The 17659-nt window shown below is 35.9% G+C and carries 16 protein-coding genes, 1 pseudogene and 1 other annotated feature; all 17 genes and pseudogenes read left to right on the top strand.

What is annotated here, in order from left to right; translation table 11 throughout:
- Window positions 1-56 precede the first annotated feature (56 nt).
- The 17 genes and pseudogenes from B2C77_RS12645 to pyrR all read left to right on the top strand — a co-directional run bounded on the left by B2C77_RS12645 (window position 57) and on the right by pyrR (window position 17375).
- Window positions 57-839, top strand: coding sequence for a cell division protein FtsQ/DivIB (locus tag B2C77_RS12645; RefSeq protein ID WP_077704327.1), 783 nt, complete (start codon window positions 57-59; stop codon window positions 837-839).
- 679 nt (window positions 840-1518) lie between these two features.
- A complete protein-coding gene (gene ftsA / locus B2C77_RS12640; RefSeq protein ID WP_077704323.1) occupies window positions 1519-2799 on the top strand; it encodes a cell division protein FtsA in 1281 nt (426 codons plus the stop codon).
- Window positions 2800-2911: 112 nt separating this feature from the next.
- On the top strand, window positions 2912-4066 hold the full coding sequence (ftsZ, locus tag B2C77_RS12635) for a cell division protein FtsZ (RefSeq protein WP_077704320.1): 1155 nt from the start codon (window positions 2912-2914) through the stop codon (window positions 4064-4066).
- A gap of 472 nt (window positions 4067-4538) precedes the next feature.
- Window positions 4539-5459 (top strand): sigma-E processing peptidase SpoIIGA, encoded by a 921-nt coding sequence (gene spoIIGA, locus B2C77_RS12630; protein ID WP_077704316.1) that lies wholly within the window; start codon window positions 4539-4541, stop codon window positions 5457-5459.
- 14 nt (window positions 5460-5473) lie between these two features.
- Complete coding sequence (sigE, locus tag B2C77_RS12625; RefSeq protein WP_073005714.1) at window positions 5474-6193, top strand: RNA polymerase sporulation sigma factor SigE; 720 nt, start codon at window positions 5474-5476, stop codon at window positions 6191-6193.
- Window positions 6194-6316: 123 nt separating this feature from the next.
- The gene (gene sigG, locus B2C77_RS12620) at window positions 6317-7099 is read left to right on the top strand and encodes an RNA polymerase sporulation sigma factor SigG (RefSeq protein ID WP_077704314.1); all 783 of its coding nucleotides are present in this window, start codon (window positions 6317-6319) and stop codon (window positions 7097-7099) included.
- 425 nt (window positions 7100-7524) lie between these two features.
- Window positions 7525-7791, top strand: coding sequence for a YlmC/YmxH family sporulation protein (locus tag B2C77_RS12615; protein ID WP_077704311.1), 267 nt, complete (start codon window positions 7525-7527; stop codon window positions 7789-7791).
- Between the two features lie 211 nt (window positions 7792-8002).
- Window positions 8003-8812: a peptidoglycan editing factor PgeF gene (gene pgeF, locus B2C77_RS12610; protein WP_077704308.1), complete on the top strand. Its 810-nt coding sequence runs from the start codon at window positions 8003-8005 to the stop codon at window positions 8810-8812.
- A 27-nt stretch (window positions 8813-8839) separates the two neighbouring features.
- Window positions 8840-9508, top strand: a complete 669-nt coding sequence (locus B2C77_RS12605; RefSeq protein ID WP_077704305.1) for a YggS family pyridoxal phosphate-dependent enzyme — start codon at window positions 8840-8842, stop codon at window positions 9506-9508.
- Between the two features lie 4 nt (window positions 9509-9512).
- A complete protein-coding gene (locus B2C77_RS12600; RefSeq protein ID WP_077704302.1) occupies window positions 9513-9938 on the top strand; it encodes a cell division protein SepF in 426 nt (141 codons plus the stop codon).
- 7 nt (window positions 9939-9945) lie between these two features.
- A complete protein-coding gene (locus B2C77_RS12595; protein ID WP_077704299.1) occupies window positions 9946-10209 on the top strand; it encodes a YggT family protein in 264 nt (87 codons plus the stop codon).
- 90 nt (window positions 10210-10299) lie between these two features.
- Entirely contained in the window at window positions 10300-11079 is a 780-nt protein-coding gene (locus B2C77_RS12590) for a YlmH family RNA-binding protein (protein ID WP_367946642.1), read from the top strand.
- A 263-nt stretch (window positions 11080-11342) separates the two neighbouring features.
- Complete coding sequence (locus B2C77_RS12585) at window positions 11343-11846, top strand: DivIVA domain-containing protein (protein ID WP_077704292.1); 504 nt, start codon at window positions 11343-11345, stop codon at window positions 11844-11846.
- Window positions 11847-11944: 98 nt separating this feature from the next.
- Window positions 11945-12165 (top strand) — a binding site (T-box leader).
- A 162-nt stretch (window positions 12166-12327) separates the two neighbouring features.
- Complete coding sequence (gene ileS / locus B2C77_RS12580; RefSeq protein WP_077704289.1) at window positions 12328-15084, top strand: isoleucine--tRNA ligase; 2757 nt, start codon at window positions 12328-12330, stop codon at window positions 15082-15084.
- Window positions 15085-15211: 127 nt separating this feature from the next.
- Window positions 15212-15691 (top strand): annotated as a pseudogene (gene lspA, locus B2C77_RS12575) (signal peptidase II); the annotation flags it as partial.
- On the top strand, window positions 15688-16599 hold the full coding sequence (locus B2C77_RS12570) for an RluA family pseudouridine synthase (protein WP_077704284.1): 912 nt from the start codon (window positions 15688-15690) through the stop codon (window positions 16597-16599). The pseudogene lspA and the gene B2C77_RS12570, both read left to right, overlap by 4 nt.
- 230 nt (window positions 16600-16829) lie before the next feature.
- On the top strand, window positions 16830-17375 hold the full coding sequence (gene pyrR, locus B2C77_RS12565) for a bifunctional pyr operon transcriptional regulator/uracil phosphoribosyltransferase PyrR (protein WP_077704281.1): 546 nt from the start codon (window positions 16830-16832) through the stop codon (window positions 17373-17375).
- Window positions 17376-17659: the final 284 nt, after the last annotated feature.

Raw genomic sequence — 17659 nt, 5'->3', positions numbered from 1 at the left:
AATGGCATGTACATGCCATTTCTTGTTGTTAATTTAGGATAAAGGAAGAAATGGAGATGGCTCAGAAGAAAGTCGTTTCGATTGAAGATCGAATTCCAAAATTAAAACAAGCAAGGAAAAAAAAGGCAAACCGCAGGCTGTTATTTTACCTGTCTATTTTTTTCATTTTGATTTCAATTATTGTTTATTTACAATCGCCGTTAAGTTATATACGTACGATCCAAGTAGAAGGTAATTCTTTTTTACAGGATAATGAAATTGTAAAACAAGCGGATTTAACCGATAATAAAAACATATGGACAATTGATACTGATGCGATAGAGTCGATGTTAAATGATAGTCCAATTATTGCTTCTGCTAAGGTAAGTCGAAAATTACCTTGGACCGTTTCCATCACGGTTGAAGAATACGAACTTGTTGGTTACACACAAAAAGAAACGACTTACTATCCAGTATTAGGTAATGGAACAACACTTCAAAGTATGGCAAAAAAAACGTATAATGGAGATGCTCCGCTATTAAAGGGGTTTAATAAGGAAACGTATTTACATAGGTTAACGAATGAAATGGAAAAACTACCTGAAACGATTCGAAATCTAATTTCGGAAGTGCATTGGACACCAGAAAAAGATAATAACGATAAGATGCGGTTATATATGAATGATGGTTTTATCGTTGATGCTCGCATTCCAAACTTTGCTGATAGTATGGAAATATACCCCTCCATCGTGTCACAACTAGATGAAGAAAGCGAAGGAATTATTCATATTGGGGTTGGTGCATATTTCGAGTCATTTCACAATGGAAAGAAGGGACAAAAGGCTGAGAAGGAGGATTAGCGTTTTGTTTTTGCAATAGGAAACCATTATCTAATGGATTCTTAACTTAAGAAGATTGTTTCTCAGTCAAGTGTTTATATAAAACTATCCTTTTTATAAATCAATTTTTTCTAAACGACATATTTTGAATCTGTTTTACGAATGACTATATTAGCGTTTCTTATACGATTAAAAAAGTAGTGAGCTCTATAATTTTAGCATCCGAAAATAAGGAACTTAACCCCTTCATTTTGGTTCATAAATGAAGAATATTAGAAAAGAAAAATCGTTTTAAATAGTGTTTAAATGTTGTTTGGTTTATGAAGCGATACCTTTGTGTATTAGCAGCTTAGAGATAAGTTATAGTGTATTTTTCTACAATCCATTTGTACGGCGCGAATATTTCATTTCAATGGATAAGTGCCATGTTAGAAAAACATGACTTTAAAGCCGTCGTTTTGCTTAAACCATAAACCCTAGAAATCTATACTTTCCTATAGTGTAAAAAAAGTACTAAAAAATAAAGGGAATTACTAGTTTTATGTGGAATAAATTTATATATTACGTTTTGTGCGTGTATTATAGGAAATGATAAATCTAAGAACATTACATCTGTCGCTAAAAAAGTATAGTAGATAAAAATATATTATGGAGAGAAGTTTGCTTTTGTGCAGCTTTTGAATTTGGGAGGTGCCTTGTTTTGAACAACAGTGATATTTTAGTAAGCCTAGATATAGGTACATCAAAAATAAAAGTAATTATCGGTGAGGTTTTAAATGATTCATTAAATATTATTGGTGTAGGTACTGCTAAATCGAATGGTATGAAAAAAGGAGCTATCATAGATATAGATCAAACGGTACATTCCATTCGTAATGCAGTAGACCAAGCCGAAAGAATGGTTGGTATGAAAATTGAACGCGTAGTTGTAGGAGTGAATGGGAATCACATTCAATTGCAACCATGCCACGGAGTTGTAGCAGTTCAAAGCGAAAACCGTGAAATAACGGATGAAGATGTTACAAGGGTAATTGATGGTGCGCAAGTAATGTCTATTCCTCCAGAAAGAGAAATCATTGATGTTATTCCTAAACAATTTATTGTCGATGGGTTAGATGAAATTAATGACCCTAGAGGGATGATTGGCGTACGTTTAGAAATGGAAGGGACTATCATTACTTGTTCAAAAACTATTTTGCACAATATCTTAAAATGTGTAGAACGTGCTAACCTCGAAGTAGCGGACATCTGCCTTCAACCGCTTGCCGCCGGAACAATTGCTTTATCGAAAGATGAAAAAAGCATGGGAGTCGCTTTAATAGATGTAGGCGGCGGTTGCTCCACAGTTTCCATCTTCGAAAATGACCATCTGGTTTCATCTAGTGTTATACAATTAGGCGGAGACAATATCACAAAAGATCTATCCATTGGATTACGTACGTCGACAGAAGAAGCTGAAAATGTAAAGTTAAATTTTGGACATGCCTTCTATGATGATGCAATGGAGGAAGAAGTATTCGATGTATCCATTATCGGAAGTAATTCTAAACAAACGTCGAATCAATTAGAAATAGCAGATATAATTGAGGCAAGGATGGAAGAAATTTATGCCTTTGCTGAGAAAGAAATACGACAAATGGGTTATCAGGAATTACCTGGGGGTTATGTATTAACTGGTGGAACGATGGCAATGCCTGGTGTGCTTGAGTTGGCTGAAGACGTATTTCGTTCTAATGTTCGAATTGCTATCCCCGATTACATAGGTGTGCGGGAGCCACAATTTACTCCAGGCGTTGGTATCTTGCAATTTGCTTATTGGAATGCGAAAATACAGGGAAAAGATTTATTTCCAACTGTCATTTCACAAGATCCAGACGCTCAACCAAAACGTATAAAGAAACAAGCGAAAGCAAATGAAACGAAAGAACCAAAGAAAAAAGAAGCTAAAATTGCTAATTTGTTTAAGTATTTTTTTGATTAAAGTAGACACTTTCTTTTATTATATGAAAGTTTTCTATTAATATACGAAAAATAACCTCTATTCAATTAGCTTCTAGAACGTTTGTAATTTTGCACATTAGGAGGAACGAACTATGTTAGAATTTGATATGAATATGGAAGAATTAGCTACAATAAAAGTAATTGGAGTAGGTGGAGGAGGTAACAATGCTGTCAATCGTATGATTGAGCATGGTGTAGAAGGTGTAGAATTTATAGCAGTAAATACCGATGCGCAAGCATTAAACCTTTCTAAAGCTGAATTAAAGATTCAAATAGGTGAAAAATTGACAAGAGGTTTGGGTGCTGGTGCTAATCCAGAAGTTGGAAAGAAAGCAGCTGAAGAAAGTAAAGAGCAACTGGAAGAAGTGTTACAAGGTGCAGATATGATCTTCGTTACTGCTGGTATGGGGGGAGGAACGGGAACAGGTGCTGCACCTGTTATAGCACAAATTGCTAAAGATTTGGGTGCTTTAACAGTCGGGGTAGTTACTCGACCATTTTCCTTTGAAGGAAGAAGACGCTCCACCCAAGCCATTTCAGGGATCGATGCGTTAAAAGGAAGCGTTGATACGCTAATTGTCATTCCAAACGACCGTTTGTTGGAAATAGTAGATAAAAATACACCGATGTTGGAGGCTTTCCGTGAAGCTGATAATGTATTACGTCAAGGTGTACAAGGCATATCTGATTTAATTGCTAAACCAGGGTTAATTAACGTCGATTTTGCTGACGTTAAAACAATTATGTATGATAAAGGTTCTGCTTTAATGGGAATCGGTGTCGCAACAGGTGAAACTCGAGCGACAGAAGCAGCTAAAAAAGCTATATCTTCACCATTACTTGAAACTTCCATCGATGGCGCACATGGTATTTTAATGAACATTACCGGTGGAACAAATTTAAGTTTATATGAAGTGCAAGAAGCTGCGGACTTAGTGACTTCTGCTGCAGATAATGAAGTGAACGTAATATTTGGTTCTGTTATTAATGAAAATTTAAAAGACGAAATTATAGTCACTGTCATTGCTACAGGTTTTGATGAATCTGTTCAAAAATCAGAACAACCTGCTAGACAGCAGCGATCTGCACAGCAGCAACATGCAGCGACTCGTACAAATGATACAGTGTCAAGAAGGGAAAGAGAAAGAGAGCCTGAACCTCAACAGCAACAGCGCCATGCCCAAGAAGAGGATACATTAGATATTCCTACCTTCTTGCGAAACCGGAACCGAAATAGAAATCGTTAAAAGTGAGAAAACAGTTTAAAGAAATCTTAGGGAATATTCCCTAAGATTTTTTGGTTTATAGTATAAAAGAAAAACAAAGGCTTTCTAATAATGGCTCTATATCTACAATTGACATAAAATGAAGTCACACACATAAATGACAAACCTTCTAATATCTCGAGAAAATTAGTCAAATATACGATACAGAATATGACAGACTTTTCTTGTCTGCTTCGCTATACTATAATCACTATAATTTATCTCGGATATAAGGTGCTGTAAGACTCCCGCTTCAAGAATTAGAGATGTGAGCTAAATGGAACATAACAGCACCTAGATCTCCGATTCGTTCAAAGGCCCTTAGGCCATACCCTGGGCTACTAACAATCTACGGGGATAAAGAACCCTCCACTGATTGAAGCTTCACTTTATGGCAAGCTTTACTATTAAAAGCTAGAAAATGATGATTCCTGATAATTGAAGGGAAGTCAATATGACTATTTACTTGGATGCAGTTTGGGCGTTGAACTTTTTATTGGATTTTATGCTGCTAATGCTTACCCAAGCATTGGCTAGAGATGATACGAAAAAGCTTCGTTTAGCTATTGGAGCGTTCGTTGCATCCTTGACCGTACCTATTTCTATCTATTTTCCTGAATCTATTGCTACTAGTGTGCCAGGGAAAATAGTAGCATCTGGCATTATTATTATTGTTGCCTTTGGCTACAGAAATAAGTATCGATGGGTAAAGCTATTTGCATTATTTTACTTTGTAAGCTTTTCGATAGGAGGTGGTTTAACGGCTATCCACTTTTTACTCCAACGGCCATTTTATGTGCATACAAATGGCTTTTTAACGTATAACAGTGGTTTCGGTGATCCGATAAGTTGGTTGTTTATAGTAATTGGTTTTCCAATAGTGTGGCTGTTTACAAAATTCCGTTTGGACAAGCACGTACAAGAAAAAATTCGTTATGACCAAATTTTACCAGTAACTATTGAAATGAAAGGAAAAAGTTATTCAACAACAGGATTTATTGATAGTGGAAATCAATTAACCGATCCAATTACTAAAAAACCAGTTGTCCTATGTGATGAAGTGTTTTTAAAGCAATGGTTCTCTGAACAGACTTGGGCGGATCTGGAGCGTTGCTATCATACTTTTCAAATTGAAGCATTACCAGCGGAGTGGGAGAAATATTTACAAATAGTACCTTATCAAGGTGTAGAAGGAAATAATATGTTTCTATTTACGCTACGTCCCGAACGAATCATTATTTACTATGGAGAAGAACGAATTACAACAAGAAAAGCGTTAATCGGGATTCAGTTTGGAGAATTAACAAAAGATGCAAGTTATCATTGTTTATTACATCCGAGAATGATTCAAACATCTACCATTCATAGTGCATAAAGGAGAGATAAATGTTGAGAATTTCTAAATTGCGTCTTCGTTTATGGTGGCTTAAATTATTAGTAAAGCTACGTATAAAATCAGAAGAGATTTATTACATTGGTGGTAGCGAAGCACTACCTCCACCTTTGTCTAAAGAGGAGGAGCAGGAATTATTAGCTTTATTGCCTAAAGGGGATAAATCGGCTAGAGCCATCTTAATAGAGCGTAATTTACGTTTAGTCGTTTATATAGCTAGAAAATTTGAAAACACGGGAATTAATATTGAAGATTTAATTAGCATAGGTACAATCGGTCTTATTAAAGCTGTTAATACCTTTAATCCAGAAAAAAAGATAAAATTGGCAACGTATGCATCTCGCTGCATTGAAAATGAAATTCTCATGTATTTACGACGAAATAATAAATTAAAATCAGAAGTTTCTTTTGATGAGCCATTGAATATAGATTGGGACGGAAATGAATTATTGCTTTCTGATGTTTTAGGGACGGATGAAGATATTATAACCCGAGATTTAGAAACGAATGTAGATAAGCATTTGTTAAAAAACGCCTTATCACAGCTTAACCCTCGTGAAAAACAAATTATGGAATTGCGTTTTGGACTTATTGGTGAAGAAGAAAAAACACAAAAAGATGTAGCCAATATGTTAGGAATTTCCCAATCCTATATATCCAGATTGGAGAAAAAAATAATTCGACGATTAAAAAAAGAATTTAATAAAATGGTTTAACCTTGTGTTGGTAAGTTTTCATGTTTTTTCATCATGAATTTAAGATAACGAATTGCATAAAAACCCTCTATTACGGAGATACTGTCCATGAACAGCATCACCAACTGGGAGGGTTGAACATAAATGACGAGACATAAGGTTGAAATATGTGGTGTTGATACATCAAAATTACCCGTATTAAAGAACGAAGAAATGCGGAAACTGTTTAAAAAAATGCAGGAGGAAGATGATTTAGCTGCTCGTGAAGAGTTGGTAAATGGAAATCTAAGACTAGTTCTAAGTGTAATACAACGGTTTAATAATCGAGGAGAATACGTTGATGATTTGTTTCAAGTGGGCTGCATCGGATTAATGAAATCCATTGATAATTTTGATTTATCCCATAATGTTAGATTTTCCACTTATGCTGTTCCGATGATTATTGGGGAAATCAGAAGATACTTACGAGATAATAATCCCATTCGTGTATCAAGATCCTTACGTGATATTGCGTATAAAGCATTGCAGGTGAGAGAAAATTTAATAAGCAAGACTTCAAAAGAACCAACTCCAATGGAAATAGCAGAAGAATTGGGGATTCCCCACGGAGAAGTCGTTTTTGCTTTAGATGCGATTCAAGACCCTGTATCTTTGTTTGAACCAATATATAATGATGGTGGGGATCCTATCTATGTCATGGATCAAATAAGTGATGACAAGGAAAAAGACTCCACTTGGCTGGACAAATTATCTTTAAAGGAAGGGATGCACCAATTAAATGATCGAGAAAAAATGATTTTAAACAAGCGCTTTTTTCAAGGAAAGACGCAAATGGAAGTTGCTGATGAAATAGGAATCTCACAAGCCCAAGTGTCTCGGTTGGAAAAGGCAGCTATTAAACAAATGAACAATGAAATGTTTGAATAGAACTGTTCTTTCATGGGGGTTCAAACCATGATGGTTTGTTAATCCGAAAGAAGGGTGTAACCTAAAGTCCTCCTCAACAATCTGAACATCGTGCTGTTGACACTATTTAACGACGCTCATTATCAGCTTATGAAGGGGCTTGCGGTAACTTTATAATATTAAAAAAGTAGAAGAGAAGATAAACTTGATCTCTCTTCTATTTTTTTGCATAATAGAAAAACTTAGGTGTAAGAGAAACTGCAGCTTTTTCTCTAAAGGCTTGGCGATATGTCAAGTCTTTCTCATGTGGTAGACTTCTTTCTCATTCAGTAATAAATGTACAGATTTAAATAAGAAATAAAGAAAGAATGCATTGATTTAGCATATATATAATTATTAGAGGTTGTTGAACTGATGAAAAAAAGCATGTTGAGAGAGGTGGAAAGATGGTTAGGTTATCAGAACTGCAAGTAAAAGAGGTTATTATTATGGATAGTGGAAGGAAACTTGGTCATATACATGATTTAGAAATAGATACAAAGTTGGGGAAAATAGCTGCTATTATTGTTATTCCAAGGGATAAGAAAGGCGGTCTATTTGGAAAATCCGAGGAATTAGTGATTGACTGGCAACAAATAATACGAATTGGTACCGATGTTATTCTTGTAAAAGAAGCGGAAAAGCCAACATTATATTATAACTCAAGCACATAAATTTAAAATAGAAAACGTTTTTCTTGCAATATGGAAAGTACAAGATTTTTGGTAATAGTATATGAAAAAAAGCTTTCACCATAAGACTTGGCAACAAGCCAAGTTTTTCTAACCATTTCATACAGTTAAAATAATGTAACATAAGACGTTAAAAATTAAATGCAATTTATGATAAAATATATCATGATTAGGATTTATAGGAGGTGCTATATTGAGTGACGTCTTTCATTCATTGCAAACAACGTATTTACATATAGAGAAATGGCAACGATTAAACGAACGAATTGTAGCTGGATTTACAACTAAAAAAGATGGTGTTAGTGATGGGAGCTATACATCCTTAAATGTCGGTTTCCATGTAGACGATTTGTCAAAGAATGTATTATTGAACAGGGAACGTATTGCACGTAATGTTCGATTCCCTTTGGAGAACTGGGTATGTGGCCAGCAAGTACATCAAACAAATATTCATTTTGTTCGTCCATCAGATAAGGGAAAAGGTGCTCAAAATTATCATTCTGCCATAAAGGGAGTTGACGGTCTCATTACTAATCACTCTAATATCATGTTATCGGCTTTTTTTGCAGACTGTGTCCCACTATATTTTTATGATCCTGTAACATCTTTTATTGGAATTGCTCATGCTGGATGGAAAGGAACGGTTCACCAAATGGCCAAGCATATGGTCGAAAAGTTACAACGATATGGAGTTGAGAGAGAAAATTTACTTGTTACCGTAGGACCATGCATTTCGAAAATGTGTTATGAAGTGGATGCACATGTAGTAAATCAAATCCCCACAATTTTTAAAGCAAACGTAGTTGATACAAAGGCAGAAAACCGTTACTTACTAGATTTGAAACAATTAAATGTAGATATCCTTTTACAATCAGGGGTATTACGTAATAATATAGATGTAACAAATTACTGCACATATCGCGATGAAACACTTTTTTTCTCACATCGCAGAGATCATGGGGAAACAGGGCGAATGTTAGGTTTTATTGGCTTTTTACCATGACAACATGAGAGGAGAGAATAAGCAACAATGGACGTAGCAAGCAATTTACAAACGATTCAGGAAAATATTGCGCATGCTTGTCAGGCATGTCAGCGAAAAAAAGAGGATATTACCATCATAGCAGTGACGAAATATGTTACAATAGAGCGAGCAGAAGAAACGCTACAAGCAGGGATTACTGATCTTGGAGAAAACCGTTTGGAAGGCTTTTTAGAAAAATATAACCATTTTCATGGTCGAGCTAATTGGCATTTCATTGGAACGTTACAGTCAAGAAAAGTGAAAGATGTCATTAACCATATTGATGTATTGCATTCGTTAGATCGGATTTCTTTAGCGAAAGAAATTGAGAAACGAGCCAATAAACAGATTGACTGTTTTATTCAAGTAAATGTTAGTGGAGAAGAATCAAAACATGGTGTGCGTCCTGAACAGTTATTTACCTTTATTGAAAACTTAAAAACGTATTCAAAAATACGGGTAATTGGCTTGATGACTATGGCACCACATATTAAAGATGAGGCAAGATTGAGAAGTATTTTTCGTCATTTAGCTACATTACGTAATGACATTCAAATGCAAAATTTGATACACGCTCCTTGTAACTTTTTGTCTATGGGGATGAGTAATGATTATACAATTGCTGTGGAAGAAGGTGCTACTCATATACGAGTTGGTACAAACTTAGTGGGGTGAGGTAATGAGTATAAAAAATAAGCTGAAGAATTATTTCACAATGGAAGATGAATATGAATACGAATATGTAGATGCTGACCAGTTTGAGGCTGAGCAAGCACTACCAAAAGACAAACCTAAAAACGTAGTAAACCTTACAAGTGTGAATAATCCAACTTCTAAAGTTGTTTTATGTGAGCCAAGAACGTATAGCGAGGCACAGGAAATTGCTGATAATATTGTGAACCGTCGTGCAGTGGTAATTAATTTACAACGCATGGAGAACCAACAGGCAATGCGCATCGTCGATTTTTTAAGCGGAACGGTGTATGCTGTTAACGGAGACATTCAAAAACTTGGAGCAAAAACATTCCTATGTACACCTGATAATGTGAATGTTACTGGTTCCATTACAGATACACTTGAAGAAGAATACGGTAAAGGATGGTAATGGATACATGCAAGAAATTTTTCAAATAATAAATATGGCTTTTACGGTTTATACATTTGCATTAATTATTTATATATTCATGTCCTGGTTTCCAGGCGCTCGTGAATCGGCATTCGGTGAAGTTTTGACTAAAATTTGTGAACCATATTTAGAAGTGTTTCGTAAATTTATACCACCACTAGGAATGATAGATTTTTCTCCAATTGTTGCGATCATTGTTTTAAGATTTGCTCAAGGCGGTTTACAGCAATTGTATTGGATGTTAATCTAAGCGTACTCGTGAAATGGTGAATGCAATCTGAAAGTGGAATTGCGACTATTTTTCGTGAACTATTTTTATGATATTTGTTTAGGAGTTTCGATGATGGAATTATATCAACATTTTCGTAAAGAGGAAGAAGCTTTTATTGATCAGATTCTGTCTTGGAAAGAGCAAGTAGAACGAACGTATCAACCTAAGTTGACTAACTTCCTTGACCCTCGAGAGCAACAGCTAGTTACCATACTTATTTCGACGAAGGATAGTGATGTTAACTTGTTGTTTAATGGTGGTCATAAATTTGCCGAACGCAAGCGGGCTGTGATTGCACCATTATATGAAGATATACAAGCGGTGGATACGGGATTAACCTTACTCGAAGGCCATTTTCCTGATAAATTCATACATTTATCCCATCGTGATGTAATGGGAGCTTGCCTGTCGCTCGGTTTAAAACGACAGATACTAGGGGATATTGTGGTAGACAATGGACTCGTTCAATTGGTAGTTGCTTCAGAAATAGCCCTCTATGTAAAGTCTCACTTAACTAAGATAAAGCATGCCTCTGTCAAGTTGGAAGAACGTCCCTTAAATGAATGGAACCTAAGAGAACCTATTTGGCTAGAACAAGAAACAACTGTTTCTTCATTAAGACTCGATGTTGTGGTGAAGGAAGCTTATCGTTTATCGAGAAAAGAAGCAACTGAATATATTAAAAAGCTATCGGTTAAAGTAAATTATAAACTTGTAGATGATGTGTCATTTACGCTCCAAGCAGGAGATGTCCTTTCATTGCGAGGAAAAGGAAGGAGTAAATTAGTAAATGTGCGAGGCCGATCAAAAAAAGATAAGCAAAAAATTACATTAGCACGATTAAAATGAGACACAACCTCTTGATTTCTATGTAAGATGTCATGCTAAAATTTCTTTATTATGCCATTAAATATAGAAATAAGTGTAGCTTTCTATAAAATTTTGCAGGAATTAAGTAGTTTTTGTTGAAATGAATAGTGTATAATAAACATTAGTGAACGAAAGATCATGGTTGAAGTGAAGTTTTTTATTTGAACGAATCGTTATTTTAGCAATGTACATTGTGTAAAAGGTAAAGGTAAATGAGATTCAGTAAATAGGAGGTGGCGATCGTGCCATTAACACCACTCGATATTCATAACAAAGAATTCACTAAAAAGTGGAAAGGTTATGATGAAGATGAAGTAAATGAATTCCTTGATCAAGTGATTAAAGATTATGAAATGGTAATTAGGGAAAAAAATGATCTGCAAGAACAAGTAAATCAATTGAATCAAAAAATAGGACATTTTACCAATATTGAGGAGACGCTTAATAAATCTATTCTAATTGCGCAAGAAACCGCAGAAGAACTAAAAGGAAATGCTTCAAAAGAATCTAAGTTAATTATTAAAGAAGCAGAAAAAAATGCAGATCGAATTATTAATGAGGCTTTAACAAAGTCTCGTCGTATATCTATGGATGTAGAAGAATTAAAGAAGCAGGCGAAAGTTTTTCGAACTCGTCTGAAAATGCTTGTAGAAGCGCAGTTAGATATGATTGAAACAGATGATTGGGATCAATTATTTGATTCAGAGCTAGGAGAGGACCTTGAATTGGAAGAAAGCGAAACGTAAATCTTGACGGTTTTTTATTTTTTACATATAATTCATACACAGAACTGTTTTTCTGTTCGATGAAGTGCTCATTATATATTAAACTTAAATAAGAATACAACAAAGCATGGAAAGAGAGAGTATAAAAGCATGAACTGATTTAGCGAGTCAGCGGATGGTGGGAGCCTGATACAGTCGGACTTTTAGAAAATCACTCTTGAGTTGTCGTTATGAACAAATAGTAATAATGACCGGTTATTCCCGTTATCGATGTCGAGTGAATATGGAGAGTATTTCCCATATTTATAAGGGTGGTACCGCGAGTCTTCTCGTCCCTTGAGGGATTGAGAGGATTTTTTTGTTTAGAAAAGCAGACAATTTCGTGGAAAAATGAAGTTTTATAATCCAAGTTTGTCTGATATTGGGTCACGATGTGAATGACTTCATAATTAAAAGTATGATGAAGCATTTAATAACAACACCTTAAAGGAGGAAGGCAATAATGGAATATAAAGAAACATTATTAATGCCGAAAACCGCGTTTCCAATGCGTGGTAATTTACCAAATAAAGAGCCAAATCGACAAGCAGATTGGGACGAAAACAAACTATATGAAAAAAGCTTGGAACGGACAAAAGGACGCCCAACGTTTATTTTGCATGATGGACCACCATATGCGAATGGGGATTTGCATATCGGTCATGCATTGAACAAAATCTTAAAAGATTTTATTATTAGATATAAGTCTATGAGTGGCTATTACGCACCATATGTTCCTGGTTGGGATACACATGGATTGCCTATTGAAACAGCATTGACAAAGAAGAAAAAAATCAATCGTAAAGCGTTAAGCATTGCTGAATTTCGTAAGCTCTGTGAAGAATACGCGTTAAAGCAGGTGGATAATCAGCGTAATCAATTTAAAACATTAGGAATTCGCGGGGATTGGAACAACCCATATATTACGTTAACAAAGGATTATGAAGCAGCACAAATAAAAGTGTTTGGAGAGATGGCTAAAAAAGGCTATATTTATAAAGGACTTAAGCCAGTTTATTGGTCACCTTCTTCAGAGTCTGCTTTAGCCGAAGCTGAGATAGAATACCATGATAAACGATCTCCGTCTATTTACGTTGCCTTTGAAGTAACGGATGGGAAAGGACTGCTAAATGCAGGAGACAAGTTGATTATTTGGACAACTACGCCTTGGACGATTCCTGCTAACTTAGGAATTAGTTTACATCCAGAATTGGAGTACATTGTTGTAGCAGTAGATAAAGAAAGGTATGTTATCGCACATGCATTGTTAGAAACCGTAGCTGAAGAGCTAGGGTGGGAAGCTTATCAAATAGAAAAAACATTTCGTGGTGAACAAGCGGAACATATTTTAACGAAACACCCATTTTACGATCGATCTTCGCTTGTGATGCTTGGTGATCACGTTACTACGGATACTGGAACAGGCTGTGTACACAATGCTCCTGGACATGGGGAAGAAGACTTTTATGTAGCGAAAAAGTACGGTATTGATGCTTTATGTCCTGTTGATGAAAAAGGGGTGTTTACAGACGAAGCACCAGGATTTACTGGGCTTTTCTATGATAAGGCGAATAAACTGATTACGGAAAAGTTAGAAGAAACTGGGGCTCTGTTAAAATTACAATTTATTACCCATTCTTATCCGCATGACTGGCGGACGAAGAAACCAACTATTTTCCGAGCAACGTCACAATGGTTTGCGTCCATTAAAGACTTTCGCCAAACTATTTTAGAAGAAATTAAAAATATTCAATGGTACCCACAGTGGGGAGAGACAAGATTATATAACATGGTAAGAGATCGTGAAGATTGGTGTATATCCAGACAACGTGCTTGGGGTGTTCCAATTCCGGTTTTTTATGGGGAAGATCGTACGCCAATTATCACAGATGAAACGATTAGCCATGTATCCGAACTGTTTAAAGAGCATGGGTCAAATATTTGGTTTGAATGGGAAGCAAAAGATTTATTACCAAAAGGGTTCACCTCAGAGAATAGTCCAAACGGCATTTTTACAAAGGAAATGGATATTATGGACGTTTGGTTTGACTCTGGTTCTTCTCATGAAGCTGTATTAATTGGTAGAGATGATCATCATCGTCCAGCGGATGTATATTTAGAAGGAAGCGATCAATATCGTGGTTGGTTTAACTCGTCCTTATCCACATCTGTAGCTGTGACAGGAAAAGCGCCATATAAATCGGTAATTAGTCATGGCTTTGCACTTGATGGTGATGGTCGTAAAATGAGTAAATCTTTAGGAAATGTCATTCAACCTACTAAAGTGCAGAAGCAGCTTGGTGCTGATATTTTACGTCTGTGGGTATCATCTGTAGATTATCAAGCAGATGTTCGTATTTCAGATGACATTTTAAAACAAATCTCAGAAGCATATCGTAAAATTCGTAATACGATTCGTTTTATGCTTGCAAACCTTAGTGATTTTCAACCATCAACGGATCGTGTTCCATATGCTGATTTGGAAGAAGTAGATCAATACATGCTACATCGGTTGAAGAAATTAGTTGCCGGCGTAAGGGAAAATTATGACAACTATGAGTTTTCACCAATTTTCCATCAAATTCATAATTTCTGTGCTGTTGATTTAAGCTCATTTTATTTGGACTTTGCTAAAGATATACTTTACATTGAACAAGCGGATAATAAGCGTAGACGAAGTATTCAAACAGGTTATTATGAAATATTAACAGCGATTGTTAAGTTATTGACACCTATCATTCCACATACTGCAGAAGAAGTGTGGGAGTATATTCCTGAAACAGAAGCAGATTGGGTTCAGTTAACAGATATGCCGGAACCAGATGAAATGAATGAATGGAATGAAGTAGCTGAAAAATGGGATCATTTTATGCTTGTTCGTGATGATGTCTTGAAAGCTTTAGAAGAAGCAAGAAATGAAAAAGTGATTGGTAAATCATTAGAAGCTAAATTAACGATCATTTCAAAAGATGTAAAAACCAAAGAAGTATTACAAGCGATGGGTCATCTTCACCAGTACTTTATTGTTTCAGAAGTAAACCTAGCGGAAACAAGCGAGCATGCTAAGGTGTATACGCATGTCGATGTGTATGTAGAGAAGCATCCTGGAGAAAAATGTGAGCGTTGCTGGGTTGCCTCCAATACCGTTGGAGAAGACGCAGAACACCCAACACTTTGTACCCGTTGTGCAGATGTAGTGAAAAACCTTACATCGATTTAATATAAAAAAGGTTAAACTCCTTCTCGGGGGTTTAACCTTTTTTACACCAGTACGAAAGTCGTAAATATATTGCTATTTTTGCTTGTAACGTTTACCATTAAACTAAAGTTTAAAACAAAATTTCGGAGGAAAGAACATGTATTGGTATTATATAATTGCACTATTAATTATTGTACTTGATCAGGCTAGTAAATGGCTAATAGTGACGAGAATGGAATTGGGAGAGCAGATCACCCTGATAGAGAATTTCTTCTACATTACTTCCCATCGTAATATAGGGGCTGCTTGGGGAATACTAGAAGGACAAATGACCTTCTTTTATATTGTTACGGTGATTGTTGTAGCTGTCGTTGTCTATTACATACAAGCATATGCAAAAGAGAGTAAACTATTAGGAATAGCATTAAGTTTTGTATTGGGAGGTGCGATTGGTAACTTTATTGATCGCTTGTTTCGCAAAGAGGTAGTCGATTTTTTTGACTTTATTATCCTTGGTTATGATTTCCCGATTTTTAATATAGCAGATGCCAGTTTAGTCGTAGGCGTTTTTTTCATAATCATTACTATGTTTCTTGAAGAACGAAAGAAAGGGAAAATAGCATCATGACAAAGAATAAATATATTGTTGGTGAACATGAGCATAAAACACGCGTTGATAAGTTGTTAGCCGAGCAAAATAATAATGTTTCTCGTTCACGTGTACAATCATGGATTGAAGAAGCTTATGTTACGGTAAATGGTGCATGCATAAAACCAAATTATAAATGTCAGCAGGGTGATCGGATTGAATGGATGGTTCCAGAGACACAACCTTTATCATTAATACCAGAAGCCATTGATTTGGATATTGTTTATGAAGATAAGGATATTTTAGTCGTAAATAAACCTAAGGGGATGGTTGTCCATCCTTCTGCTGGTCATCAGAGTGGGACGTTAGTGCATGCTTTACTTTATCATTGTACCGATTTATCTGGAATAAATGGAGTAGAAAGGCCCGGCATCGTTCATCGGCTTGACAAGGATACGAGTGGATTACTTGTAGTAGCAAAGCATGATGAGGCGCATCAACAGTTGGCTAATCAGTTAGTTCAAAAAACAATGAAGCGAACATATCAAGCCATTGTGCACGGGCAAATTCCTCATGAAAAAGGATTAATAGAAGCTCCCATTGGCAGAGACCCGAAAGATAGGCAAAAAATGGCTGTTGTTGACAATGGTAAGCAAGCTATCACGCATTTCCGCGTCCTTCAATCTTACCAAGATTTTTCTCATGTGGAATGTCAATTAGAGACAGGAAGAACGCATCAAATACGTGTTCATATGAAGTATATCGGTTATCCGATTGTAGGAGATCCTAAATATGGCCCAAGAAAAACATTGCCTACAAATGGGCAAGTATTGCATGCGAAAGAGCTACGCTTTAACCATCCAATCCAGAATGAAGAAATGCATTTTACTACAGATTTACCGATTTATTTTCAGGATTTGCTTGTTTATATTCAAAAAATGTATTGACAAATGAAACGTAATTTGCCATACTTACAAAGAAGAATTAAATAGCTCCTTTAAAACATAGTCCAGTGAGGCTAAAAAGGTTACGGAATGACTCTAGAACAGTAGGCCCTTTTTCCTCATGGATAAAAGGGCTTTTTGTATGTCGTCGTCATACTCGGAGCATATTGAGTCCCGAATGAGAAAAGCAGTATGGAGTGGAAACAACTAATTAAAATGGGACGGTGAAAAAGATGAAGAAAAAAGCAGATTTACTTGATGCATCAGCAATTAATCGAGCGTTAACGAGAATTGCCCATGAAATATTAGAGAAAAATAAGGGCGGAGAAGATTTGGTCCTTGTTGGTATAAAAACACGAGGTGTACCAATCACGAAACGTTTGCAAAAAAAGATTAACCAAATTGAAAACATGGAAGTGCCAGTCGGTGATCTTGATATTACATTATACCGAGATGACTTGGATAAAGCGATTGAAGGAGAAGATCCAGATCTAAAGGCAACTCACATTTCAACGGATATCAATGGCAAAAAAGTAGTATTAATTGATGATGTTCTATATACAGGAAGAACTGTACGGGCAGCAATGGATGCGGTTATGGATATTGGAAGACCAGCACAAATTCAATTAGGTGTTTTGGTTGACAGAGGCCATCGTGAGCTTCCAATACGCGCTGACTATGTAGGAAAGAATATCCCTACCTCCGAAAAAGAAATCATTATGGTAAAGCTTGAAGAAATTGATGGGACTGCAGACACAGTTTCTATATACGAAAAATAAACATTTTGACTAAACCTTTAATCAGGTACGAGAGATCTGAAAGGTTGTCCAAGATAATACGTGTATACACTACACGTTTACCTCTTTGCGACCTTTTAGCGCAAAGAGGTTTTTTTATACTATAGGAAAGTATGAAAGTTTAAAGGTTTAGATAAGAAAAACTACAGCATTCGCCATAAGACGTGGCGACAAGAAAAAAAGATAAGGAAGTTAAAGTGAGGTGCTGGTGAACATGGAAATAACCGAACAGCCACGTCCGTCTCCATCGCCCAGCAACGAGGTGA

The sequence above is a fragment of the Virgibacillus dokdonensis genome (genome assembly GCF_900166595.1).
In the GTDB taxonomy this organism is placed as follows: Bacteria; Bacillota; Bacilli; order Bacillales; family Amphibacillaceae; genus Virgibacillus; species Virgibacillus dokdonensis.
This window is presented reverse-complemented; position numbering and strand designations above follow the sequence as displayed.

What these genes read in the sequence shown, in the direction of transcription:
- spoIIGA (WP_077704316.1), top strand. Translation starts at nt 4,539, where the DNA reads ATGACTATTTACTTGGATGCAGTTTGGGCGTTGAACTTTTTATTGGAT.
- B2C77_RS12605 (WP_077704305.1), top strand. Translation starts at nt 8,840, where the DNA reads ATGGACGTAGCAAGCAATTTACAAACGATTCAGGAAAATATTGCGCAT.
- B2C77_RS12645 (WP_077704327.1), top strand. Translation starts at nt 57, where the DNA reads ATGGCTCAGAAGAAAGTCGTTTCGATTGAAGATCGAATTCCAAAATTA.
- B2C77_RS12590 (WP_367946642.1), top strand. Translation starts at nt 10,300, where the DNA reads ATGATGGAATTATATCAACATTTTCGTAAAGAGGAAGAAGCTTTTATT.
- pyrR (WP_077704281.1), top strand. Translation starts at nt 16,830, where the DNA reads ATGAAGAAAAAAGCAGATTTACTTGATGCATCAGCAATTAATCGAGCG.
- sigG (WP_077704314.1), top strand. Translation starts at nt 6,317, where the DNA reads ATGACGAGACATAAGGTTGAAATATGTGGTGTTGATACATCAAAATTA.
- B2C77_RS12570 (WP_077704284.1), top strand. Translation starts at nt 15,688, where the DNA reads ATGACAAAGAATAAATATATTGTTGGTGAACATGAGCATAAAACACGC.
- ftsZ (WP_077704320.1), top strand. Translation starts at nt 2,912, where the DNA reads ATGTTAGAATTTGATATGAATATGGAAGAATTAGCTACAATAAAAGTA.
- ileS (WP_077704289.1), top strand. Translation starts at nt 12,328, where the DNA reads ATGGAATATAAAGAAACATTATTAATGCCGAAAACCGCGTTTCCAATG.
- B2C77_RS12595 (WP_077704299.1), top strand. Translation starts at nt 9,946, where the DNA reads ATGCAAGAAATTTTTCAAATAATAAATATGGCTTTTACGGTTTATACA.
- B2C77_RS12600 (WP_077704302.1), top strand. Translation starts at nt 9,513, where the DNA reads ATGAGTATAAAAAATAAGCTGAAGAATTATTTCACAATGGAAGATGAA.
- B2C77_RS12615 (WP_077704311.1), top strand. Translation starts at nt 7,525, where the DNA reads ATGGTTAGGTTATCAGAACTGCAAGTAAAAGAGGTTATTATTATGGAT.